Here is a 23736-nt window from a genome sequence, read left to right as displayed (position 1 = left end):
TCAGTGCCCCACCGGGCCGAACGCGGGCGGGAAGCCGTGAAGATATTGCGCCCGAATCTCGACGTTGGCGACGCCATTGCCGACCGAGATCAACGCATTGGCCAGTTTCGGCTGCGACCGGCCGAGCTTCTGGTTGCTCGGCACGCCTGCGCCGTCGGTCCAGAAGTTGAACTTGTTCTTCCCGTCGCGATCATGCGTGAACAGGATCGCGTAAGTGCCCGGACGCGGCACGCGCATGCAGATCACCACCGGGCCGTTTTGCGGCGTGGGCACCCAGACGCGGTGGAACACCTTGCCCTCCGCGATCAGATCGCGGTCGTCGCGCAGGAAGTCCTGCTGCGTGGCGGGATACAGTTCCAGCTTCAGCGAGCCCTGACGATCCTTCATACCGACGATCTCGGCGCGGATGCCGGGGCCGTTGACGCAGGCTTCCGTCTCGCCGACCGGCTGGGCGGTTGCGGCAAGCGGCGTGAGGGCGGAAGCGAGGGTCGCCAATGCGGCGAAAGAAATCAGGCGGCGGCTTGCCATTCGCGGGCCTTTGCAATGGCGCTCCCGGCGCTGATGACAGCGATGAGTGCGACATGGACGAGAAGGGTGAGGGCGGCGGTGAACGCGATCATCTCGGAAAGCGCACGATCCTGCCCGACGATCAGGATCGCGAAATTCGCGAACAGCAGATCTTTGTTGGGCAGAAAGGGCAGCCGCGAGACGAGCAGCCGCCCGGCGGAAAGAAACAGCCACATGCCGACAGAAACGCCCGGCATCGCGAAATGCCAGCACAACGCGAGCAGCACGGATGTCAGCGCGATCCGCGCGACATGGATGTCGAAGATCACCCACAATTGCCGGCGCGGCAGCGAAAAGACGCGTTTCGAAAACGCCATGATCCCGCCCGAAATGAGCAGGGTGAGCGCGGCCGACCAGATCACCGTTTTCAAAATGTGCGGCGGGATGAGCTGATAACCCAGCGGCAGCGCGATCAGGCACAGCAGGATCGTCGCGCCATTGCCGGCGATGCCGGAGAGGATGCTGACATCCTTTACCGCGCCGAACGGAGCGGCGACCATATGCGATCGCGCGCGCGCCCAGGCGTAGAAATAGGCCTCGCCCGAATAGCCGAGCACCACGTCGTTCGCGATTCGCTTCTTGTTGAGCGCCACGAACCCGCCGAGCCACGGAATTCGCCACAAATAGCGGAAGATCAGCAGGTCGCCGATCGGATAGGTGATATAGAGCAGCGCGAAGCAGACGTAGAATAACGGGTTGGACGGCACGGTGCGGTGCAGCCCGGCCAGCCCGGCGCCGAGCAGCTCATGGCCGAGCCCGACGATCATCGCGACGGTCACCAGCCCGCCGAGAATCATCGGCCAGCGACGCTTGATCGTCTCTACCGGCTCAAGGCCGGCAAGCTCGACGACCGGGTCGGGCGCAAGGGTGGTGACGGGCATGTCAGGTGGGGCTCCGGCGGGCAAAACGATCTTTCTCAGGTCGCCCGGTTACGGGCCATTAGCCCATTCGCGGCTAATTGTGGATTCTTGTGGGCGAATCTGGGCTGTTGCATGGCAGTGTTCAAGATGGATCGCGCGAAACACATCTTCACTTATGCCGAGTCGCTGGAAGGCGGCGGGGTGGAACGGGCGCAGCTCCGGCTGGCGCGGGGCTGGATCGAGGCCGGGCGCCGCGTGACGCTCGCGATCGGCTGCCCGGAAGGGCCGCTCGCCGCAGAGATACCACCGGGCCTGGAGGTGATTCGACTGGGCGGCCCGACATATCGCTCGCTATTTGCGGTTCCTGGTATCGTGCGGAAAACAAAGCCAGATATCATATTCTGCCCTGGTTCTTACTACACCAGCATCGCGCTTTGGACACGATTGAGGCTCGCCGGTTCGTGCCCGCCGATCGTCAGCAAGGTATCGAATGCGATGCGGCGCGACGATCATCCGCCGCTGATCGCGGCCGGCCATTCGGTATGGCTTCGCACCCATCCGTGGTTCCTCGATCGCATCGTGGCGATGACCGACGCGAGCGTCGGGGAGGTATTGAAAACGACGCGAATCGATGCGTCGCGGGTCGCGATAATCGCGAATCCGCCCGCTTTGCCGCTGCCGGGCTCGACAATCGCGGGTTTGCCGCCTCGGTACATCCTGGGAGTAGGGCGGCTCGTCCGACAAAAAAGATGGGATCGGCTGCTGGATGCGATGCCCCGGCTCGCCGAAAAGTTGCCGCTGGTCATTCTTGGCGAAGGTGAGGAACGCGCCGCGATCGAGGCGCGCGCGCGGGCGCTCGGCGTCGACCTGCGGCTGCTCGGCCATGCCCCCGATCCGCTGCTGGCGATGCGCTCCGCCAAGGTGCTGGCGCTGACTTCCGACTATGAGGGCGTGCCCGGCGTGCTGCGCGAGGCGCTGTCGGTCGGCACGCCGGTCGTCACCACCGATTCGTCGCCGGCGGTGGCGGAGATCGTTACGTCGCCCGAATTGGGCACGATCGTGTCGACGCAAGATACCGACGGGCTGGTCCGGGCGCTCGATCAATGGGTGATGGCCAGCGCGCAACGCCCCGCGCCCGTCGCGCCGCCGGGGGCGGATTCCGCGCTGCGCTATCTGGAGCTGTTCGATGCGCTCATGTCGGGCGCACCCGTTCCGGCGTCGCTGCCTGGAATGCTGGGAGCGCCTGGCAAGCCGCTTCCGCAGCCAGAAGCCGCGGCCACGGGTCCAGCGGCACCTTGAAACGCCGCGCATTGGCAAGTTGCGGCACGAGGCAGACATCGGAAACGTCCGGCGCCTCGCCGCCGAGAAATGGCCCTTCTCCGGCCATCAGCTCCAGCGCATTCAGCCCCTCGACGATCCAATGCACATACCAGGCATCGCGCGCCGCCTGATCCGCGCCGAATTGCGATTCGAGCCGTTTCAGCACGCGTAGATTGTCGATCGGGTGAATGTCCGCGACGATCGCCAGCGCGCGGGCGAGCTGCGCCGCGCGGGTGAGCGGATCGCGCGACACCAGCGCCGGATCGGGGAATTGCGTATCGAGCCAGTCGATGATGGCGAGGCTCTGCGTGATCGGGTGCCCGTCGACCACCAATGTCGGCACGAGCCCCTGTGGGTTGATCGCGCGATTCTCCGCCGAGGCTTGCGCGCCCTCCAGCAGGTTCACCGGCACGGTTTCGTATTCAATGCCCTTCAGATTGAGCGCGATACGCACGCGATAGGCGGCCGACGACCGCCAATAATCGTATAATGTGATCTTCATGCTGCACCTGCCGCCGCGGCGTCCTCATCGTCGACCTGTTCGGAACGGCGCTCCATCGCGGTCTTGATCAGGGCGGTCATCGGATCGGCCAGCGCCAGCCCGAGAATGCCGAACAAGGCGCTGGCGAGGATCTGCGTGCCCAGCGTGAGCGCGGGCGGCAGATCCACCGCGCGCTTGGCGACCATCGGGATCACCACATAGCCGTCGAACAATTGCACCGCGACATAGATGCCGATCGCCGCGAAACCGGTATGGACCCCGGCGGAAAAGCCCACCGCGACGGTCAGCGCGCCGGAAATGAACGCCCCGATATTGGGGATGAAGGCGAGCAGCCCGGTGAGGATGCCAAGGATCAGCGCCATCGGCACGCCGGCGATCGCCAGCGCGACGCCGACCAGCACCCCCTCCGCCGCCATGCCGACCAGCCGCCCGGCGAGCAGCCGCCGCAGCGTCTTGCCCATCGCGCGGATGGTGAGCGCGAATTCGCGGCGATTATCCTCCGGCACCATCCATTGCAGGCCGCGATCATAGACGGTCGGGTCCATCGCCACGAACAGGCCGATCACCATGATCATGAACATCGTGGTCAGCGCGCCGAATGCCGTGCCGACCCATGAGGTGAGCCGGCCGACCGACGACAGCGCCTCGCGCGCGATGCTGGTGATGTCTTTCGCGCCGGGGATCAGCCCTTGCTGGGCAAGCCAGTTCGCGATCCGTGTCCCCTGAACCTCCACCGTCGAACGGAGCTGGTTCACCTGATCGGTGATCTGGACGCCGGCGATATAGAAGGTGCCCGCGAGGAACGCGACCGTCAGCAGGCAGACGATCAGCAGCCGCCAGCCGCGCCCGATCGGCAGCACGCGCCCGAGCAGCCGCACGCCGCCGTCAAGCAGGGCAGCGAAGACCAGCCCGGCGAAGATGATCAGCAGCGGCTGGATCAGCAGCACGACCATCGCGATCGCCGATGCCATGCCGAACCATACAGCGGCTCGGCGAATCTCGCGGCGCGTTTCGGGATTGCGAACCTCATGCGGGCTGGCGCCGGCGACGACCTCCACCCGCTCGGCGCTCAACGCCCCTGCTCCGGCGCAACCCGAGCTGGATGGAGCGAGGTGCCGGCGCGGCCCGCGCGCAGCGAGCTCCACCAGCTCAGCGGATTGAGCGTCGCATTGCCATCGACCGAGAAGGTGATGAACTCCGCACGGCCGCCCAGATTCTCCCACGGCACCGGCCCGCCGAGCCCGCGATCGAGCCCGCCCAGCGCGAAGCGGCTGTCGGCGGAACGATCGCGATTATCGCCCATCAGGAAGATATGGCCGGCCGGAATCGTGATCGGATCGCCCACGCGATAGAAATCGCCGGGGCTGTCCGGCACCAGATCGACCGTGTCGTAGCGGCGGCCGTTGGGCAGCGTTTCGGTCACGATCGGCAGCCGGCAGACCGTAGCGCCGCTCGGCAGCGTCACGCGCGCGCCGGGATATTGCACGGGGTCGCAGGTGGCATTGGCGTCCACCGGCAGATCGCGATAATGCATCGGGCCGCGCGCGACCGGCTTGCCGTTCAGGATCACCACGCCGCCGCGCACTTCCAGCGTATCGCCGGGCAGCCCGATCACGCGCTTGATATAGTCGCTCGTCTGGCCGGGCGGGGTGACGATCACCACGTCGCCGCGTTCCGGCATCTTGCCCCACAGCCGGCCCTTGATGAAGGGAAGCTGGACCGACCAGCTATCCTCCGGCTTGCGCAGCACCACGCTTTCGAAGATCGCGACCGGATTGGGGATCGTCGGGGATACGAACGACCAGCCATAGGCATATTTGGATACGACCAGCCGGTCGCCCACTTCCAGCCCCGGCAGCATCGATTCGCTGGGGATATAGAATGGCTTGGCGATGAAGCTGTGAAACCCCAACACCGCGAGAATCAGCCAGAACATGCCGCGCAACTCGCCTCGCCAGTCGACGCCGCGACGTGGGGTGGTTTCCTGCGCGGCCGGCGGTTCGCTCGTCAATGCCAGCTCCTCGGCCATATATTTACTCTTGCACGACCGCTTCGATGATCACGAACGCCTGTGCCCAGGGGTGATCGTCGGTAAGGGTCAGATGGATGCGCGCGCCGTGGCCTTCGGGAATCATTGCGTCAAGCCTTGCCTTCGCCCCCCCGGTCAACGCGAGTGTAGGGGCGCCGGACGGCGCATTGACGACCCCGATGTCCCGCATGAACACGCCGCGCTTGAATCCGGTTCCGACCGCCTTGGAGAAAGCCTCCTTTGCGGCGAAACGCTTGGCATAGGTGCCGGCGCGGGTGAACGGGCGTTTGGCCGCCTTGGCGCGTTCGATCTCGGTGAACACGCGGTTCTCGAACCGCTCGCCGAAGCGATCGAGCGATGCCTGAATGCGCTCGATATTGCACAGATCGGAGCCGAGGCCGATGATCATCGCATGTCTTCACGGTTTGAAACGAACCCGCGAACGAATTTGAAGATCGCTCGCGAAAAGAAGAAGACTACGCCTCCAAACAGCGCGATCCCCGACCCAAACAAAAGATTGCCCCAATCGAAAGGGCGCCCTGCCTGGGCATCACTCCAGATATTTATGCCGATTATGAGTGCGCACCAAAATGGCCAAACGATAAAAAAACGACGCATCCATCGCCATTGCGTGTCGATGAAGCGCAGCTGCTGGCTCACCGCGCGGCGTCCATCAATTCGCGCATCCGCTGGACGCTATCCGCGAGGCCGACGAAGATCGCCTCGCCGATCAGGAAATGGCCGATGTTGAGTTCGCGGACCTGCGGGATCGCGGCGACGGGTGCGACATTGTCATAAGTGAGGCCGTGGCCGGCGTGGACCTCGATGCCGTTCTTCGCCGCCAGCGCCGCCGCGTCGGTCAGCCGGCGCAATTCGGTCGCGCGCGCCTCGCCCGAAAGTTCGGCATAGCGGCCGGTGTGCAGCTCCACCACCGGCGCGCCGAGCCGCAGCGCGGCCTCGATCTGGCGTGGGTCCGGCTCGATGAACAGCGAGACGCGGATGTTCGCGGCGCCCAGCGCGCTGACCATCGGGGCGAGGTGATTGTGTTGCCCCGCCGCGTCGAGCCCGCCCTCGGTCGTCCGCTCCTCGCGCTTTTCGGGAACGATGCAGGTCGCGTGCGGGCGATGGCGCAGCGCGATCGCCAGCATCTCCTCGGTCGCAGCCATTTCGAGGTTGAGCGGGATCGACAGTTCCGCGGAGAGCCGCGCGATATCCGTGTCGGTGATGTGGCGGCGATCCTCGCGCAGATGCGCGGTGATGCCGTCCGCCCCCGCTTCCGCCGCCATCAGCGCCGCGCGCACCGGATCGGGTGTCGCGCCGCCGCGCGCGTTGCGCACGGTCGCGACGTGATCGATGTTGACCCCCAGCCGAAGCCAGTGATCGTCAGCGCGGCGCGGCGCGTGGCTCACGCGGCGGCCCTGCTGCCCGGCTTGATCGCGGGGATCGCGGCGAGCTCGGGCGGCAGCGCGTCGGCCGCATAGGTCGGTACCTCGAGCCGGATCAGCGGGAAGAACGGCACGCCCAGATCGACCGCGCCGTTCGAGCGATCGACCAGCGCTGCGCCCGCGATCACCCTGCCGCCTGCCGCTTCGATGGCCTTGATCGCCTCGCGGCTGGAAAGCCCGGTGGTGACGACATCCTCCATCATCAGCACTTCCTGCCCCGGTGCGAGGCGGAAGCCGCGGCGCAGCGCGAACGTGCCGTCGGGCCGCTCGACGAACATCGCCTCGACGCCGAGCGCGCGCGCCATCTCATGCCCCGCGATCACGCCGCCCATCGCCGGCGAGACGACCGCGCTGATCCGCGCGCGCAGCGCCGCCGGGATGCGCGCGACGAGCGCCTCGGCCAGCCGCGCGCCGCGTCGCGGATCCATCAATACGCGCGCGCATTGCAGATAGCGCGAGCTGCGCAGCCCCGATGAAAGGATGAAATGCCCTTCGAGCAGCGCGTCCGCCGCGCGAAACTCGGCCAGCACCTCGTCGTCGTTCATGGATATCCTTTCGCGTTTCGCTCCTTCGTGCAGATACGGTCGAGCGGAGGCGCGCGCAACGCCGATGCCCAAAAATGCCCTTAGGCGCTTGAGGCGGGGGGGCGGGCTGCGTATAGCGCAGGCCGAATGGACGGAATCTGCGCCGCGCAGGCGGGGGCCGGGACAGGCAGGGGTGACAACAAGACGATGAGAATCGCGTTCAAAGGATTGGCTCTCGCGGCCGGCCTCGCGTTGGCCGGGCTCGCGCCCGTTGCCGCGCAGGCACCCGCGAAAACTGAGGCGCCAGCCGCCACCGCGGCAGCGCCAGCCGCCGCAACACCGGCCGCAACGACACCGGCGTCGCCGGAACTGGCGATGGACGGCGCGCCGGCGATGACGGCCAAGCCGTTGATCGGCCAGCCGACCGACGGCCTGATGCACCTTCAGCCGCAGGTGACCAAGATCGGCCAGCGCGCGCATGATTTCCACAATTACATCCTGCTGCCGCTGATCACCGCGATCTGCGTGCTGGTGCTCGCGCTGCTGATCTGGGTCGGCATCCGCTATCGCCGCGCCGCGAACCCGGTGCCGTCGAAGACCAGCCACAACACCGCGATCGAAATCGTCTGGACGTTGCTGCCGGTGCTGATCCTGGTCGCGGTCGCCGTGCCGTCGATCGGGCTGCTTTCCGCTCAGTACAAGCCGGCGCCGGCCAATGCGATCACGCTGAAGGCGATCGGCAACCAATGGTATTGGACCTACCAATATCCAGATAATGGCGGGTTTGAGATCACCGCCAACATGCTGAAGGAAAAGGATCAGGTCGGCGCGGGCGAGCGTTATCGCACCGACGCGGATGGCCCGCGCCTGCTCGCCACCGATAATCGCATCGTGCTGCCGGTCGGCGTGCCGATCCGCCTGATCACCACCGCGAACGACGTGATCCACAGCTGGGCGGTGCCCGCGTTCTGGATCAAGCTCGATGCGGTGCCGGGCCGTCTCAACGAGACGAGCTTCACGATCGACAAGCCGGGCCTCTATTTCGGGCAGTGTTCGGAACTGTGTGGCGCGCGCCACGCGTTCATGCCGATCGCGGTCGAGGCGGTTTCGCCGGCCGAATTCGCCGCATGGGTGAAGGCAAAGGGCGGCACGATGCCGGGCGCCGCGAAGCCGGCCGAGGCAGCGGCTCCCGCCGCCGCACCGGCCGATGCCGCCGCGAACGCCTCCGCGCCGGCCGCGAACGCCGCCGCCCCCACCAACACCGCCGAGGCGGCGACCGCGAATGCGGCTGCCGCCGGCGCGACGGGACGCTGATTATGACCGATACCGCGATCCAACCTTCGGCGTTCGAGGCGCATCACGCGCACGATCACCATCATGATGCCGATCACAAGCCGGGCTTTTTCGCCCGCTGGTTCATGTCGACGAACCACAAGGACATCGGCACCCTTTATCTGATCTTCGCGATCTGCGCCGGCATCATCGGCGGCGCGATTTCGGGCCTGATGCGCGCGGAGCTGATGCATCCGGGCATCCAGTACCTTCAGGGCTGGGCCGGCATGTTGCACGGCGGCGAGGCGAGCCTCGACGAATCGCTCCACCTGTGGAACGTGATGGTGACGGCGCACGGCCTGATCATGGTGTTCTTCATGGTCATGCCCGCGATGATCGGCGCGTTCGGCAACTGGTTCGTCCCGCTGATGATCGGCGCGCCGGACATGGCGTTCCCGCGCATGAACAACATCTCGTTCTGGCTGTTGATCCCGGCGTTCTCGCTGCTGCTCGCCTCGCCGTTCTTCGGTGGCGCCGGCAATGGCTGGACGCTCTATGCGCCGCTCTCCACTTATGGTGAGCCGGGGCCGTCGACCGACATGGCGATCCTTTCGCTCCACCTTGCGGGCGCATCGTCGATCCTCGGTGCGATCAACTTCATCACCACCATCTTCAACATGCGCGCGCCGGGCATGACCCTGCACAAGATGCCGCTGTTCGTATGGTCGGTGCTGGTCACCGCGTTCCTGCTGCTGCTCGCGCTGCCGGTGCTCGCGGCGGCGATCACGATGCTGCTGACCGATCGTAACTTCGGCACCACCTTCTTCGATCCGGCCGGTGGCGGCGATCCGATCCTGTACCAGCATCTGTTCTGGTTCTTCGGCCACCCCGAAGTGTACATCATGATCCTGCCGGGCTTCGGCATCGTCAGCCAGATCATCTCCACTTTCAGCCGCAAGCCCGTGTTCGGCTATCTCGGCATGGCCTATGCCATGGTCGCGATCGGCGTGGTCGGGTTCGTCGTGTGGGCGCACCACATGTTCACGACCGGCCTCTCCGTGAACACCAAGATGTATTTCACCGCCGCCACGATGGTGATCGCGGTGCCGACCGGCATCAAGATCTTCTCGTGGATCGCCACGATGTGGGGCGGCAGCCTCACGTTCCGCACCCCGATGGTGTGGGCGATCGGCTTCATCTTCATGTTCACCGTGGGCGGCGTGACGGGCGTGGTGCTCGCCAACGGCGGCGTCGACGATTACATGCAGGACACCTATTACGTGGTGGCGCATTTCCACTACGTGCTGAGCCTCGGCGCGGTGTTCTCGCTGTTCGCGGGCTTCTACTACTGGTTCCCGAAGATGTCGGGGAAGATGCTCAACGAGTTCCTCGGCCATCTGCACTTCTGGGTGTTCTTTGCCGGCGTGAACATCATGTTCTTCCCGATGCACTTCCTGGGCCTGCAGGGCATGCCGCGCCGTTACCCGGATTATCCGGATGGCTTCGCGCACTGGAACACGATCGCCACGGTCGGTTACATGATCATGGCCGCCGGCATGGTGATCTTCTTCGTCAACGTGATCATCTCGCTGATCGCGGGCAAGAAGGCGGGCGACAATCCGTGGGGCGAAGGCGCGACGACGCTGGAGTGGACGCTGTCCTCCCCGCCGCCGTATCACCAGTTCGAAACGCTGCCGATCATCGACGACGATCAGCATCATTGATCGCTTGCTCGATCGGCAAAACGAAGCGCCTCGCGGGAAACCGCGGGGCGTTTTGCTTTTGGGGCCGTGGCGCGGGTTTTGGCAGCAGGCGCCAGTGTGACATGATCGGCATATTGCCGGCCGGAGGGAGTGCGCGATGACCGATTTCCGCATGATCGACACGGGCGAGCTTCGCCTGCGAGTCGCCGTGGAGGGGCAGGGGCCGTTGGTGCTGATGGTCCATGGCTTCCCGGAAAGCTGGTATTCATGGCGGCACCAGATCGGGCCGGTGGCCCGCGCCGGCTTCACCGCGGCGGCGATCGACGTGCGCGGCTATGGTGGCTCGGACAAGCCGGATGCGGTCGAGGCCTATGCGATGGAGCATATGGTGGCGGATATCGTCGCGGTGGCGCGCGCGCTGCAACTGGCGGAGCCGGCGATCCTTGTTGGGCATGATTGGGGTGCGCCGATGGTGTGGAACAGCGCGCTGGTCCATCCGGATCGCTTCCGCGCGGTCGCGGCGCTGTCTGTGCCTTATGCCGGCGTGCCGACGCGGCCGTTCACCGATGTGTTCCGCTCCGCCTTCACCGCCAGGGGGCGTTTCTTCTATCAGGAATGGTTTCAGGCTGAGGGGCCGGCGGAGGCCGAGGCAGAGCGCGACGTGCGCGATTTCCTGCGCAAATTCTATTACGCCATATCCGGCGATGCCCCGCCCGGCACCTGGCCGGACAAGGCGGCGGGCGCGACGTTGCTGGAAGGAATGGTCGACCCGGCCCCCTTCCCGGCATGGCTCTCGCCGGCCGATCTGGATTATTATGTCGCGGCGTTCGAGGCATCGGGGTTTCGGGGGCCGATCAACCGCTATCGCAATCACGAGCGCGATTTCGCCTGGCTTCAGCCCTATCGGGAGCGGCGTATCGAACAGCCGGCGTTGTTCATCGGCGGCGGCAAAGATCCCGCCACGACCTTGTTTGGCGCGGTGGCCGATCCGGTCGCGCTGATGCAGCCGCTGGTGCCGCGCGTCGAAGGGCATGTGCTCGACGGATGCGGCCACTGGACGCAACAGGAGCGGCCGGAGGAAGTTAATCGGTTACTCTTCCACTGGCTCCACCGCCTCTAACGCAACTCGACGGTCGCGGCAGTTTGCTCGCGGGGCGGTTTCATACAGCTTGGGCGCTTCCGCCTCCGAATGATGTCGCGCGGCAAACGCGCCGAAATCGCTAATTTCGGCCCGCGCTTGGTGTCGATCGGTCGTGATATTCGGCCAGTCGTTTAGTCCCGGCATCTGGTGGACCGGATTGGCAATGAATCGATCTGGATCCGGTGTCCAGATTTTGCAGATGTACTCGTAGGGTGTGAGTCCGCTGAACGTCTTGAGCCGGAGTGCGACTTTACACGCAGCCATGAAGTCGGCGCGATGTGTTCGCGGCTGTTCATGGCTATCAAGTCGCGTCCTTGCCGGTGGGGTCGATACCCACAACCGGTTACAGCTTGCCGTCGGCGGTCTGCACCTCGGGGATATCTATGTGGAAGAAGTCGATGGGATAACGCTTGAGGTGTTGTCGCTTGGGCTTGTTGCCTTCGACATCCGGTAGCCGGGAGATGCCGTGCGGCTGGAGGCGGCGGTGCGCCGCCGACCGGCGAAGGTGCGGATCGACGGCTGCATCGCATAGAGGCGATCGTCCAGCGGCAGCAGCGTGTGGTGCCGGAACGCGACCATCATTGCCTCCTCGGCTTCGGTCAGTGTCGTCGATCGAGGGGCTTTCGGCCGGGTCTTCAAATCCTTGACCGTCGTCCGCTCGCGCCATTGGGCTACCGTCTTGAGATTGATCCCCAGCTCTCCGCTCAACGTCGCGAGCGAAGTGCGCGATCGCTGCATGCTGCTCGGACAGCGTGCGTGATCGTGGCGCTCCCGCGACGAACCTGTCCTATAGCGCCTCCTTCCATTCCAACGAAAGGATCACACCATCAACCCGCGGGATCAAACACCTGGGCAGCGCAACTTCACAACGAGGCGCGCGATATGCGTCAATTGCGGGTGAGGCGTCTGTCGCGTCATTTACGTTTGTTTGCGCTGTCGCGGGCCTCGTTGCTGGTCGGGACCGCGCTCGCACCCGCGAGCGGATTGGCGGGCTAATGGAAGGGTGGGGATATCGCATCGCGCGATAGATCATAGCCATACGCCATGCCATCGCGCGCGCGGATTACGATTTCGCAGACGTCGCTGATCGCGTGGGCTAACGCGCATTAATGGATCAGGATGGCAGGCCGATCGCCTATCTCAAGCGAGTGGAGTGCTACGCACTCGAGGATGGAGGCGCATGGCTGTCGCGCGCGGCAGGTGGAGGCATCGTGGCTGCGCGACCGAGCGCCTGCCAACGCGTGTCTCACGCTCACAAAATTGCGATGTCGCCCGCCTCCCCGACCGGAGCCAGGGATGCGGGCGCAATCGTCAGCCGTCGGCCTGCGGCGTGTTTTTACGACGGCCGCGACCGGATGGGGCGCTTTCGGTTTCGGCCTTGCGCTTCATGCCCGGTTTGCGGCCAAGGCCAATCTTTTTAGCCATCGCGCGGCGCGCTTCCGAATAGCTTTCGGCAACCATCGGGTAATCCGGCTTAAGCCCATAACGCTGGCGATATTCCGCCGGAGTAAGGCCCTGACCGGCGAGATGGCGGCGGAGCGTCTTATACTGCTTGCCATCTATCATCGAGATGATGAAGTCCTTGGAAGCAAGCGATTTACGTACCGACACCGCCGGGACATATTCCGCCGTTACTTCCGGCGGGCTGGTCGACTCGGTTTCCGTGGAGAGGCCGGCAACCGCTTCATGCATCTTCTTGAGGAACGCCGGCACATCTTCGCCCGATGCGCGGGTATTCGGGTTGGACAACCAAGCGATGGTCAACTCGGTGGCGAGCTCGACCGTGTTCGTGTCGACGGTTTCTTCTGACATATGGCGCTCCTGCGAATTTGTGGACGTGTCAATAGCAGCGAGCGTTCATTCGTCAATATCTCGCCAGAGCAAAGCGGTAAGCACTATTGTCCAAAATCAAGAACAATTCTCTTCATACAGATATTCCAGGAGCTGAAATCACGTCGGGCGAATCTCTATTGTGACGAGTGAAGAGCTCGACGATTTCCCTATCACGTTAACAATGCGCATTATCGGAGAGAAATCTGTCATCGTTGACAGGTTTGCTGCATAGCGGCTCATCGCGGCGCGCAGTTCGAAGAATATATTTTAAGCAAATGTTGCAGCGCTGAAATATTTCAAAGCGGCCGGTATCGCCGATCCAGTCGGCTTTGCCCAACTGCAAAAAAAGCCGCCGCGATTGAGCGCGGCGACGAAAGATGCAGTCGATAAAGTGAGATCAGGCTAGAATTGCCGGAAGATCCAGTTGTTTATCTCGTGCGCAACCCAGCGCGATATCATAACCGGCGTCGGCGTGACGCATCACGCCGCTCGCGGGATCGTTCCACAACACGCGCTCCAGTCGTCGCGCCGCTTCCGGTGTGCCGTCCGCGACGATCACCATCCCTGAATGTTGCGAGTAACCCATGCCCACGCCGCCGCCGTGGTGCAGCGAAACCCATGTCGCGCCGGAGGCGGTATTGAGCAGCGCGTTGAGCAACGGCCAATCGGACACAGCATCCGATCCGTCTCGCATCGCCTCCGTTTCACGATTGGGGGAGGCGACCGAGCCGGAATCGAGATGATCGCGGCCGATCACCACGGGCGCCTTCAACTCGCCTCGCGCCACCATCGCGTTGAAGGCGAGACCGAGCCGTTGCCGGTCGCCCAACCCGACCCAGCAGATGCGGGCGGGGAGGCCTTGGAAGTGTATCCGATCGCGGGCCATATCGAGCCAGCGGTGGAGGTGTTTGTTGTCGGGCAGCAGCTCCTTCACCTTGGCGTCGGTGCGATAGATATCCTCGGGATCGCCCGACAGCGCGACCCAGCGGAACGGACCGATGCCGCGACAGAACAGCGGACGGATATAGGCGGGCACGAAGCCGGGGAAGGCGAAGGCGTCCTTCACCCCCGCGTCGAACGCGACCTGGCGGATGTTGTTGCCATAATCGACCGTCGGCACGCCGGCGGCCTGAAACGCCAGCATCGCCTGCACATGCCGCGCCATTGACGTCTTGGCGGCGGCGGCGACGGTTGCCGGATCCTGCTCACGCGTGGCGATCCAGCGCTCGACCGTCCAGCCGGCGGGGAGATAGCCGTTGACCGGATCGTGCGCGCTCGTCTGATCGGTCAGCAGATCGGGGCGGACGCCGCGCGCGTACATCTCCGGCAGCAATTCCGCCGCATTGCCGAGCAGGCCGACCGAAACCGGCGCCGTGGCAGTGGCGATGATCTCCAGCGCCTCATCGAGGCTGGTCGTGGCGCGATCGAGATAGCCGGTGCGCAGCCGCATCTCGATCCGGCTCTGCTGGCATTCGATCGCAAGACACGAGGCGCCCGCCATCACCGCCGCGAGCGGCTGCGCGCCGCCCATCCCGCCAAGCCCGGCGGTGAGCAGCCATTTGCCCGAGAGATCGCCGTTATAGTGCTGGCGGCCCATTTCGACGAACGTCTCATAGGTGCCCTGCACGATGCCCTGCGTGCCGATATAGATCCACGAACCGGCGGTCATCTGGCCGTACATCGCCAGACCCTTGCGATCCAATTCGTCGAAATGCTCCCAATTCGCCCATTTCGGCACGAGGTTGCTGTTGGCGAGCAGCACGCGCGGCGCATCGCTTATGGGTGCGGAACACGCCGACCGGCTTGCCGGACTGGATCAGCAGCGTCTGATCATCCTCCAGCCGGCGCAGGGTCTCGACGATCTTGTCGTAGCTTTCCCAATCGCGCGCCGCGCGGCCGATCCCGCCATAGACGACGAGTTCCTCGGGCCGTTCGGCCACGTCGGGGTGAAGGTTGTTCATCAGCATCCGCAAGCGGCGCTTCGGTCAGCCAGCTTTTGGCGGAAAGCGTGGTGCCGGTGGCGGGCTTTGATGACGCGGGTGGGATCGAGACGGGTCATTGCGCGAAATCCAGACAGGCGTTGAGGACGTTGCGCAGCGTTTCGGTCAGCGGCGCGGCGTAGGCGGGATCGAAGGCGGGGGGCCAGTTGGCCTCGTCCGGCGCATCCGGCTCGGGCGCGTAGCCGCGGATGGCGAGTTCCATCTGGATCGCGTGGACGCCCTGCGACGGCTGGCCGTAATGGCGCGTCGTCCAGCCGCCCTTGAAGCGGCCGTTGACGATCCGGTCGCGGGAGCAGGCGGCGGAGACGGCGGCGGTCAGCGCGGGATCGCAGGTCGCGTCATTATTGGTGCCGATGTTGAACTGCGGCAGTTCGCCGTCGAACAGGCGCGGAATGCGGCTGCGGATCGAATGCGCGTCGTAGAGCACGACGCGCGGGCGCGCCGCGCGCAGTCGCGCGATCTCGGCCGCGAGCGCGGTGTGGTAGGGATCGAAGAATGCGGCACGGCGGCGCGCGATCTCGCCCTCGTCGGGGCCCGCGCCGATATAGAGCGGCTCGCCGTCGAAGGTGGTGGTCGGGCAAAGCTCGGTCGTCGCCTGCCCCGGATAGAGCGATGCGCCCGAGGGATCGCGATTCACGTCGATCACGCTGCGCGAGATGCCAGTGCGGACGATCGTCGCGCCACGGTCGATGGCGAAGGCGTAGAGCTTGTCGATGTGCCAATCCGCGTCACGCCGCGCGAGCCATGGCGAAGCGAAGTGCGCGTCCAGCCCGGCGAGATCGGTGCCGGTGTGCGGCATGGCGACGATCAGCGGCGCCGCACCGCGATGGACGTGAAGGAAGTCGCTCACGTCACGACGCCCGGCAATGCGAAGCCGCTGGCGGCGGCCAGTGCGCCCGATGTCACCAATTCGGTCGCCTTCAGCATATCCGGTGAGAAGTGACGATCATTGTCGAGCGTCGGCACCTGGGCGCGGATCGCGGCGCGCGCTGCCTCCAGCGTGGCCGAGGATGCGAGCGGGGCGTGGAAGTCGCAGCCCTGCGCGGCGGCCAATGCCTCGATCCCGATCACATTGGCGGCATTGGCGGCCATCGCCAGCAATCGGCGGCTCCCGTGCGCCGCCATCGAGACATGATCCTCCTGATTGGCCGAGGTGGGGATCGAATCGACCGAGGCGGGATAGGCGCGCTGCTTGTTCTCGCTGACCAGCGCCGCCGCCGTCACCTGCGGGATCATGAAGCCGGAATTGAGGCCGGGCCGGGGCGTGAGGAATGCCGGCAGGCCCGACAAGGCCGGATCGACCAGCATCGCGACGCGGCGCTCCGAAATGCGAGCCGATCTCGCAGATGGCGAGCGCGATCATGTCGGCGGCGAAGGCGACGGGCTCGGCATGGAAATTGCCGCCCGACAACGCCTCGTCGGTTTCGGGGAAGATCAGCGGATTGTCGCTCACCCCGTTCGCTTCGGTGGTGAGCGTCGTGGCGGCCTGACGCAATATGTCCAGCGCGGCGCCCATCACCTGCGGCTGGCAGCGCAGGCAATAGGGATCCTGCACGCGCGGATCGTTCTCGCGGTGGCTGGCGCGGATCGCGCTGCCGGCCATCAGCCCGCGCAACGCATCGCCGACCGCGATCTGCCCGGCGTGGCCGCGCAAGCTGTGGATGCGCGGATCGAACGGCGCATCGGAGCCTTTGGCGGCCTCGGTCGAAAGCGCGCCGGTGATGAGCGCGGCCTGAAAAACACGCTCCGTCTCGAACAATCCGGCGAGCGCGTTCGCGGTGGAGAATTGCGTGCCGTTGAGCAGCGCCAGCCCCTCTTTCGGGCCAAGCTCCAGCGGGGCCAGGCCGGCGCGGGCGAGCGCTTCGGCGGCGGGGAGGGTTTCGCCGTGTGCGACGATCTCGCCTTCGCCGATCATCGTCGCGGCCATGTGCGCAAGCGGGGCGAGATCGCCCGACGCGCCGACCGAGCCCTGGCACGGGATCACCGGCAACAGGTCTTGCGCCAGCATCGCCTCCAGCAGCGCGATCGTCTCCGGCCGCACGCCGGACGCGCCCACGCCGAGGCTGGCGAGCTTGAGCGCGAGCATTAGCCGCACCACGCCCGCCGGAGATGGCGTGCCGACGCCGGCCGCGTGGCTCAGCACGATATTGCGCTGGAGCGTCGCGAGATCGTCATCGCCGATCTTGACGCTGGCGAGCTTTCCGAAGCCGGTGTTGATGCCATAGACCGGCTGATGCCGCGCGATGATCCGCGCGACCGCGGCGGCGCTTTCGGCGATGCGCGGGGCGGCGCTGTGGTGGAGCTTGGCGGGCGCGCCGCGATAGATATTGCGCCAGTCGGCCAGCGGGACATGGCCGGGTAGAAGAACGATCACTTGCCTCTCCGAATGCGGGTGTGAAGCGGGTTGAAACCGATGCGATAGACAAGCTCGGCCGGGCGCTGGATGTCCCAGATCGCGAGGTCGCATTGCTTGCCGGGTTCGAGCGTGCCGATCGTGTCGTCGCGGCCCAATGCGCGGGCGGCGTTGACGGTGACGCCGCGCAGCGCCTCGTCCACCGTCAGGCGGAAGCAGGTCGCCGCCATGTTGAGCGCGAGCAGCAGCGAGGTGAGTGGCGAGGTGCCGGGGTTGCAATCGGTGGCGATCGCGATCGGCACGGCGGCGGCGCGCAACGCGGCGATGGGGGGCAATTTGCTCTCGCGGGTGAAATAGTAAGCGCCGGGGAGCAGGGTGGCGACTGTGCCGGCGGCGGCCATCGCCGCGACGCCGGCTTGATCGAGATGTTCAAGGTGATCGGCGGACAGCGCGCCATGGCGCGCGGCGAGCGCCGCGCCGTGGAGATTGGAGAGCTGCTCGGCGTGGAGCTTCACCGGCAGCGCGAAGCGCGCGGCGGCGGTGAATACGCGCTCGGTCTGTGCGGGGGTGAAGCCGATCCCCTCGCAAAAGGCGTCGACCGCATCGGCCAGCCCTTCGCGCGCGATCGCGGGGAGCATCACGTCGCAGACCTGCGTGATATAGCCGTCCGCATCGCCGGCATATTCCGGCGGCAGCGCGTGCGCGCCGAGGAAGGTGGTGGCGACGGCGACATCGCGTTCCGCGCCCAGCCGGCGCGCGGCGCGCAGCATCCGCGCTTCGCTATCGAGTTCGAGGCCGTAACCCGATTTGATCTCGATCGTCGTCACGCCTTCCGCAATCAGTGCGTCGAGCCGGGGGAGCGCGGCGGCGACCAGCGCATCCTCGCTCGCAGCGCGGGTGGCGCGCATCGTCGAGACGATCCCGCCGCCGGCGCGCGCGATCTCCTCATAGGATGCGCCCGCCAGCCGCAGCTCGAACTCATGCGCGCGATCCCCGGCGTGGACGAGATGCGTGTGGCAATCGATCAGCCCCGGCGTGATCCAGCGCCCGGCGCAATCGATCGTCTCGCGCGCGGGCGGCGCATCGGCGGCGGGGCCGGCATAGATGATCGCGCCCCTGGCGCAGGCGATTGCGCCATCCTCCACGATGCCAAGGCCGGGGCCGGTCATCGTCGCGAGTCGGGCGTTGGTCCACAGACGGTCAGCCATCGGCGCATCATTGCAGTGCGCGGCCATAATGTATAGACATTATTGCGACGCGATCAGGAGACCGTCGTGACGACGCTGCACTTTGCCGAAGCGATGCTGCCCGATGGCTGGGCGCGAGACGTGCGCGTGACGATCGCGCACGGCGTGATCGCCTCGGTTCAATGCGACGTCGCGGCGCAACCGGGCGACGAGCGCCACGCGGCCGCACTGCCGGGAATGCCGAACCTGCACAGCCACGCGTTCCAGCGCGGGATGGCCGGGCTGGCGGAAGTCGCGGGGCCGGGTGACGACAGTTTCTGGACGTGGCGCGAGGTGATGTATCGCTTCGCCACGCGCGTTTCGCCCGATGACCTGCTGGCGATCGCGGCGATGGCCTATGTCGAAATGCTGGAGGCGGGATTCACCCGCGTCGGCGAATTCCACTACCTCCACCACGCCCCCGATGGCGCGCCTTATGCGAACCGCGCGGCGATGAGCGAGGGCGTAGCGGCGGCTGCGGTGGAGACCGGGATCGCACTCACCCACCTGCCGGTATTCTACGCGCACGGCGGGTTCGGCGGCGCGGCGCTGGGCGAACGGCAGGCGCGGTTCGCACATGATCTCGATGGCTTTGCCGCGCTGCTGGAAGGCGCGCGCACGGCGTGCCGCGCGCTGCCCGATGCGGTGGTGGGGGTCGCGCCGCATTCGCTGCGCGCGGTGACGCCCGACGAACTGGCCGCGCTGGAGGCGATGGCGCCCGATGCGCCGATCCATATCCATATCGCGGAGCAACTACGCGAGGTGGAGGATTGCATCGCGTGGAGCGGCGCGCGGCCGATCGAATGGTTGCTCGATCATGCGGCGGTGGACGCGCGCTGGTGCCTCGTCCATGCGACGCACATGACGGGGGAGGAAACCACGCGGCTGGCGCGATCGGGGGCGATCGCGGGGCTGTGCCCGATCACCGAGGCCAATCTGGGCGACGGGATCTTCCCGGCGGTGGATTTCCGCGCCGCCGGTGGCCGCTTTGGCGTGGGATCGGATTCGAACGTGCTGATCGATGCGGCGGAGGAATTGCGGCTACTCGAATATGGCCAGAGGCTTGAGCGGCGCGCGCGTAATCTGCTCGGCGGCGGCGGATCGACCGGCGATGCCCTGTGGCGCGCGGCGGTGGACGGCGGCGCACAGGCGCTGGGCGCGGCGAGCGGGATCGCGGCGGGCAATGCGGCGGATATCGTCTCGCTCGCGTCCGATCATCCCGCGCTGGTCGCGCGCGGTGGCGCGGCGCTGACCGATGCGCTTGTTTTCGCGAGCGCACGCGGGGCGATCGACTGCGTCTGGCGGCGCGGCGTGAAGCGGGTGGCGGGCGGACGGCATAGCGCGCGCGCGGCGATCGCGCGGCGCTACGCCAATACCGTGCGTGCGCTGCTCGCATGAGTTCGCTTCACGCGCGGATCGTGGGCGAGATCGCGGCGGATATCCTGTCCGGCACGTTGGCGGCGGGCGCGCGGCTGCCGGTCGAGCAGGAATTGATGCAGCGCTATGGCTGTTCGCGGATGACGGTGAGCAAGGCGCTGGGCGAGCTTTCGCGGCGCGGGCTGATCGATCGGCGCAAACGCGCCGGCACCTTCGTCAGCCGCCCGCGCGTCCATTCGGTGGTGCTCGATATTCCCGATCTGGCGCAGCAGGTGGCGGCGCGCGGGCAAAGCTATGTCTATCACCTTGCCGAGCGGCAGGTGCGTGCGCCGCGCACAGCCGCCGAACGCGCGCTGGCGGGAAAGGGGCAATTGCTCCAGCTAGATGGCGTGCATCTTGCCGATGGGCTGCCGCTGGCGGCGGAGCAACGGCTGGTTAGCCTCGCCAGCGTGCCGACGGCGGCGGACGAGCCGTTCGACGCCATTTCTCCCGGCACCTGGCTGCTCAATCATGTGCCGTGGACGGAGGCGGAAACACGGATCGCCGCCGATGGCGCGCAGGGCGTCATCGCGGAGCGGCTCGGCGTGGGAACCGGTGCGCCCTGTCTGGTTATCGAGCGTTCGACCTGGCGCGGCGAGGCGGGCATCACCTTCGTCCGGCAGCATTTCCTGGGCGCGCATTATGATCTGATCGCCCGGTTCGGGCCGGGCGCGCGCTGAGCGCCTGTCAAAGCGCGCGCACCAGCCGCGCGGCGCAGGCGATCCATGCGGCATCGGCGATGGTTTGCGATTTCGCCCCCGCGGAGAGCGGCAGGATGGTGATCTCTTTCGCCCCCGCCGCGATCAATCGCCCGAACACGAACCGGCCGGCGGGGAGCGGCGCCAATACGTCACGGTTGAGCGCGCCGGCAAAGGCATCGGGCGCGAGCATGTCGCACCATATTTCGTCGCCCGCGCGATAATCGCCCGTCCCGGCGGCGACCGTGACGGCGACGGCACCGGGCGATGGCTGTGGCGACACGATCCGCGCTGACCGGCGCGGCGCATGGGCGCCATCCGGCCCCAGCGTCGCCGCGACCGCGAGGTCGCCCCGCTCGGGCAGCGAGACCAGATCGCTTGCATCCACCTCCAGCGCGGCGGCGATGCGATTGAGCCACGCGACCGATACGGTGCGCGTGCCCATTTCGAGCCGCCCGATCGTCTGCGCGGTGGTTGGCGGGAAGCAACGGCGACCGACCTCCTCCAGCGTCAGCCCCTTGGCGCGGCGCACTTCGCGAATGGCGGTGATCATATCGCTTTCCTAACCAAATTGGTTTTATCCATGTCCTACAAACCGTCCGTTATGGCAAGTGATGATTCGCTGACTGGAGGATGACGATGCAGGAACTGGTGGAAAAAGTCATTGATGGTCAGGGTGTTGTTCAGCCCGGTGCGGCACGTGGGCGCGGACGGACGGTAACCGCGAACCTTGCCGAATCGCCATTGTCATGGCTCGCCGCGCGCGGGCTGGTCGACGCGCGACAATATGAGGCGGGGGAGCGGTTGCGCGGCGATTATGAGCGCGCCGCGATCGCCCCCGCGACGACGATGCGCTGGGGTGTGCAGCGCGTCGATGGCGGCGGGGGCGATGGCGCGGACCCGACGATGGCGAAGATCGCGGCGAAACGGCGCTTCGACGCCGCGATCGGCGGCGTGGGGAGCGGGCTCTCCGATATATTGTGGCGTGTCGTCTGCGCCGGCGAGCGGCTGCCCGAAGCCGAGCGCGCGCTGGGCTGGCCGACGCGATCGGGGCGGGTGGTGCTCACACTGGCGCTCGATCGGCTCGCGGATCATTACCAATTGCGTTGAACGCTGGTAAAGAGGCGCGATGCGGTTCGAAATTGTCAAATGTCACGGATCGGGGAATGATTTTCCGCTGATCGATGCGCGCGATATCGCGCTGGAAGACGCGCAATGGGCGGTCGTCGCGCGTGCGCTGGCTGATCGGCGCGGCGCGGTCGGCGGCGATGGTCTGCTGCTGTTCACGGATCATCACGGCCATGCCGGATTCCGCATGTTCAATGCGGACGGGTCGGAAGCGGAGACGTGTCTCAATGGCGTGCGCTGCGTGGCGCGGATGGCGTTCGAGCGCATGGGTGTCGATCGCGCGACCCTGCATCTGATGCATTCGACGGTGGAGATCGCGCGCGAACCCGATCTCGCGCCGGGGGTCTATAGCGTGCGCGAGGTCGCGGGGCCGGCGGGGCTGGATGTGAGCGAATGGCCGCTGCATGGCGAGGCGCATGAGATCGTCGAACAGCCGGTCGCGCGGCTCGATCCGGGGCTCGCCTTCACCGCGATCGCGATGCCCAATCCGCATCTGGTGACGTTCGTGGAGGGGGTCGACGAGGATGCGCTCGTCCGCATCGGCGCGATCTGCGAGGCCGCGCCGGATTGGTTGCCGAGGCGCGCCAATGTGTCGTTCGTCCGCGTGCTGGCGCCCGATGCGATCTTCGTCCGCACCTTCGAACGCGGCGTGGGGCTGACCGACAGCTGCGGCAGCGCGATGGCTGCCTCCGCCTTCGCCGCCGCGCTGACCGGGCGGACCGAGTTCGCGCGCGACGTGACCGTGCGCAACAAGGGCGGGCTGGTGATGGCGCGCGCCGAGGGTGACGGCATGGTCGCGCTCAACGGCAATGCGACATGGGAATGGGAAGGCGCGGTGAGCGTCGATCTCTCGAACGGCATCGCCGGCGACCTGACGATCGCGCGCCATTTCAACGAGGAGATCGCCGCCTGGGCGGCGGTGGCCGAGGCGAGCGCGGCGGCGGCGTGACCGTCCACGACAGCGCGAGCACGGGCTATGCGCGGGCCGCCGCGACCTATGTGAAGGGACGGCCCGACTATCCCCCGGCCGCGCTGGAGTGGTTGCGCGGGGTGATCGGGCTGCGCGCCGGGCGATCGGTGCTGGAGGTCGGCGCGGGGACGGGCAAGTTCGTGCCGATGCTGCGCGAGACCGGCGCGACGATCATGGCGGTCGAGCCGGTGGCGGCGATGCGCGAGACACTCGCCGGCGATTATCCCGAAGTGACGGCGCTGGATGGGACGGCGGAGACGATCCCGTTGCCTGATGGCGCGGTCGATGCGGTGATCTGCGCACAGGCGTTCCACTGGTTCGCGACCGCGCGCGCGCTTGCGGAAATGCGCCGGGTGCTCAAACCGGGCGGGATGCTTGGGCTGATCTGGAATGTGCGGGACGAGCGTGTCCCATGGGTCGCGGCGCTGAGCGCGATCACCGACCGATGGGAAAGCGGCGCGCCCCGCTTCCGCACCGGGGCGTGGCGGCGCGTGTTTCCCGCGTCCGGCTTTGCGGCGGTCGGCGAGCGGCGGGCAAGCCACGCGCATGTGGGGCGCGCGGAAGAGGTGATCGTCGCGCGCACGCTGTCGGTGAGCTTCATCGCGGCGCTGCCCGATGCCGAGCGAGCCGCGGTGGAGCAGCAGGTGCGGCGGTTGATCGCGGAGACGCCGGAGCTTGCCGGGCAGGCCGAGATTTCCTTTCCCTATGAGACGCGGATGTTCGCGTTTCGCCGGGTGGATTGAGCGCGG

22 protein-coding genes and 3 pseudogenes are annotated in these 23736 nt (G+C 66.5%); 9 read left to right on the top strand and 16 right to left on the bottom strand.

Features of this window, described 5'->3' with window-relative positions; translation table 11 throughout:
• Both P0Y64_05305 and P0Y64_05300 read right to left on the bottom strand, forming a co-directional pair.
• A complete protein-coding gene (locus P0Y64_05305) occupies positions 1 to 528 on the bottom strand; it encodes a DUF2141 domain-containing protein (protein WEK44232.1) in 528 nt (175 codons plus the stop codon).
• A complete protein-coding gene (locus P0Y64_05300; GenBank protein ID WEK44231.1) occupies positions 510 to 1448 on the bottom strand; it encodes a hypothetical protein in 939 nt (312 codons plus the stop codon). Before P0Y64_05300 ends, P0Y64_05305 begins: the two co-directional genes overlap by 19 nt.
• Before the next feature lie 111 nt (positions 1449 to 1559).
• Between P0Y64_05300 and P0Y64_05295 the strand changes: the two genes are divergently transcribed.
• Complete coding sequence (locus P0Y64_05295; GenBank protein WEK44230.1) at positions 1560 to 2726, top strand: glycosyltransferase; 1167 nt, start codon at positions 1560 to 1562, stop codon at positions 2724 to 2726.
• On the opposite strand, the gene maiA is transcribed toward P0Y64_05295, so the two are convergent.
• Genes maiA through pyrE form a run of 7 tightly spaced genes read right to left on the bottom strand, consistent with a single transcriptional unit; the run spans position 2620 to position 7268 of the window.
• Complete coding sequence (gene maiA / locus P0Y64_05290; GenBank protein WEK44229.1) at positions 2620 to 3249, bottom strand: maleylacetoacetate isomerase; 630 nt, start codon at positions 3247 to 3249, stop codon at positions 2620 to 2622. The genes P0Y64_05295 and maiA overlap by 107 nt on opposite strands.
• Positions 3246 to 4322 (bottom strand): AI-2E family transporter, encoded by a 1077-nt coding sequence (locus P0Y64_05285; protein WEK44228.1) that lies wholly within the window; start codon positions 4320 to 4322, stop codon positions 3246 to 3248. Before P0Y64_05285 ends, maiA begins: the two co-directional genes overlap by 4 nt.
• A complete protein-coding gene (lepB, locus tag P0Y64_05280; GenBank protein WEK44227.1) occupies positions 4319 to 5278 on the bottom strand; it encodes a signal peptidase I in 960 nt (319 codons plus the stop codon). Before lepB ends, P0Y64_05285 begins: the two co-directional genes overlap by 4 nt.
• Before the next feature lie 4 nt (positions 5279 to 5282).
• The gene (gene acpS, locus P0Y64_05275) at positions 5283 to 5687 is read right to left on the bottom strand and encodes a holo-ACP synthase (protein ID WEK44226.1); all 405 of its coding nucleotides are present in this window, start codon (positions 5685 to 5687) and stop codon (positions 5283 to 5285) included.
• Positions 5684 to 5938, bottom strand: coding sequence for a hypothetical protein (locus tag P0Y64_05270; GenBank protein WEK44225.1), 255 nt, complete (start codon positions 5936 to 5938; stop codon positions 5684 to 5686). The genes acpS and P0Y64_05270 overlap by 4 nt, the downstream gene beginning before the upstream one ends.
• Positions 5935 to 6687 carry a pyridoxine 5'-phosphate synthase gene (locus P0Y64_05265; GenBank protein WEK44224.1) on the bottom strand — a complete coding sequence of 251 codons (753 nt, stop codon included), beginning with the start codon at positions 6685 to 6687 and terminating at the stop codon, positions 5935 to 5937. The genes P0Y64_05270 and P0Y64_05265 overlap by 4 nt, the downstream gene beginning before the upstream one ends.
• Entirely contained in the window at positions 6684 to 7268 is a 585-nt protein-coding gene (pyrE, locus tag P0Y64_05260) for an orotate phosphoribosyltransferase (GenBank protein WEK44223.1), read from the bottom strand. Before pyrE ends, P0Y64_05265 begins: the two co-directional genes overlap by 4 nt.
• A 186-nt stretch (positions 7269 to 7454) precedes the next feature.
• Between pyrE and coxB the strand changes: the two genes are divergently transcribed.
• From coxB to P0Y64_05245, 3 genes are all read left to right on the top strand, one after another.
• Positions 7455 to 8561 (top strand): cytochrome c oxidase subunit II, encoded by a 1107-nt coding sequence (coxB, locus tag P0Y64_05255; GenBank protein WEK44222.1) that lies wholly within the window; start codon positions 7455 to 7457, stop codon positions 8559 to 8561.
• 2 nt (positions 8562 to 8563) lie between these two features.
• Positions 8564 to 10243, top strand: a complete 1680-nt coding sequence (gene ctaD, locus P0Y64_05250; GenBank protein ID WEK44221.1) for a cytochrome c oxidase subunit I — start codon at positions 8564 to 8566, stop codon at positions 10241 to 10243.
• A gap of 136 nt (positions 10244 to 10379) precedes the next feature.
• Positions 10380 to 11342 (top strand): alpha/beta hydrolase, encoded by a 963-nt coding sequence (locus P0Y64_05245; protein WEK44220.1) that lies wholly within the window; start codon positions 10380 to 10382, stop codon positions 11340 to 11342.
• Positions 11343 to 11498: 156 nt separating this feature from the next.
• On the opposite strand, the pseudogene P0Y64_05240 reads toward P0Y64_05245, so the two are convergent.
• The 6 genes and pseudogenes from P0Y64_05240 to hutI all read right to left on the bottom strand — a co-directional run bounded on the left by P0Y64_05240 (position 11499) and on the right by hutI (position 18757).
• A pseudogene (locus tag P0Y64_05240) lies at positions 11499 to 12154 on the bottom strand (IS481 family transposase).
• A gap of 520 nt (positions 12155 to 12674) precedes the next feature.
• Entirely contained in the window at positions 12675 to 13175 is a 501-nt protein-coding gene (locus P0Y64_05235; GenBank protein WEK44219.1) for a MucR family transcriptional regulator, read from the bottom strand.
• Between the two features lie 418 nt (positions 13176 to 13593).
• Positions 13594 to 15255: pseudogene (locus tag P0Y64_05230) on the bottom strand (urocanate hydratase).
• Entirely contained in the window at positions 15252 to 16046 is a 795-nt protein-coding gene (gene hutG / locus P0Y64_05225) for an N-formylglutamate deformylase (GenBank protein WEK44218.1), read from the bottom strand. The pseudogene P0Y64_05230 and the gene hutG overlap by 4 nt, the downstream one beginning before the upstream one ends.
• A pseudogene (hutH, locus tag P0Y64_05220) lies at positions 16043 to 17663 on the bottom strand (histidine ammonia-lyase). The gene hutG and the pseudogene hutH overlap by 4 nt, the downstream one beginning before the upstream one ends.
• Entirely contained in the window at positions 17567 to 18757 is a 1191-nt protein-coding gene (hutI, locus tag P0Y64_05215; protein ID WEK44217.1) for an imidazolonepropionase, read from the bottom strand. Before hutI ends, hutH begins: the two are co-directional and overlap by 97 nt.
• 66 nt (positions 18758 to 18823) lie before the next feature.
• Here hutI and P0Y64_05210 point away from each other — a divergent pair, with 66 nt between their 5' ends.
• Entirely contained in the window at positions 18824 to 20173 is a 1350-nt protein-coding gene (locus P0Y64_05210) for a formimidoylglutamate deiminase (GenBank protein ID WEK44216.1), read from the top strand.
• Positions 20170 to 20871 (top strand): GntR family transcriptional regulator, encoded by a 702-nt coding sequence (locus P0Y64_05205; protein ID WEK44215.1) that lies wholly within the window; start codon positions 20170 to 20172, stop codon positions 20869 to 20871. Before P0Y64_05210 ends, P0Y64_05205 begins: the two co-directional genes overlap by 4 nt.
• Before the next feature lie 7 nt (positions 20872 to 20878).
• Here the strand turns inward: P0Y64_05205 and P0Y64_05200 are convergent, their stop codons facing one another.
• Positions 20879 to 21442 carry a helix-turn-helix transcriptional regulator gene (locus P0Y64_05200; protein WEK44214.1) on the bottom strand — a complete coding sequence of 188 codons (564 nt, stop codon included), beginning with the start codon at positions 21440 to 21442 and terminating at the stop codon, positions 20879 to 20881.
• Positions 21443 to 21528: 86 nt separating this feature from the next.
• Between P0Y64_05200 and P0Y64_05195 the strand changes: the two genes are divergently transcribed.
• The 3 genes from P0Y64_05195 to P0Y64_05185 are packed head-to-tail and all read left to right on the top strand — an operon-like array spanning position 21529 to position 23730.
• Complete coding sequence (locus tag P0Y64_05195; GenBank protein ID WEK44213.1) at positions 21529 to 21999, top strand: DUF6456 domain-containing protein; 471 nt, start codon at positions 21529 to 21531, stop codon at positions 21997 to 21999.
• Positions 22000 to 22018: 19 nt separating this feature from the next.
• Entirely contained in the window at positions 22019 to 22966 is a 948-nt protein-coding gene (dapF, locus tag P0Y64_05190; protein ID WEK44212.1) for a diaminopimelate epimerase, read from the top strand.
• Entirely contained in the window at positions 22963 to 23730 is a 768-nt protein-coding gene (locus tag P0Y64_05185; protein WEK44211.1) for a class I SAM-dependent methyltransferase, read from the top strand. Before dapF ends, P0Y64_05185 begins: the two co-directional genes overlap by 4 nt.
• Positions 23731 to 23736 lie beyond the last annotated feature (6 nt).

Origin of the sequence: Candidatus Sphingomonas colombiensis (genome assembly GCA_029202845.1) — a bacterium.
In the GTDB taxonomy this organism is placed as follows: Bacteria; Pseudomonadota; Alphaproteobacteria; order Sphingomonadales; family Sphingomonadaceae; genus Sphingomonas; species Sphingomonas colombiensis.
The sequence above is the reverse complement of the archived record's forward strand: the minus strand, read 5'-3'. Positions and strand labels throughout refer to the sequence as shown.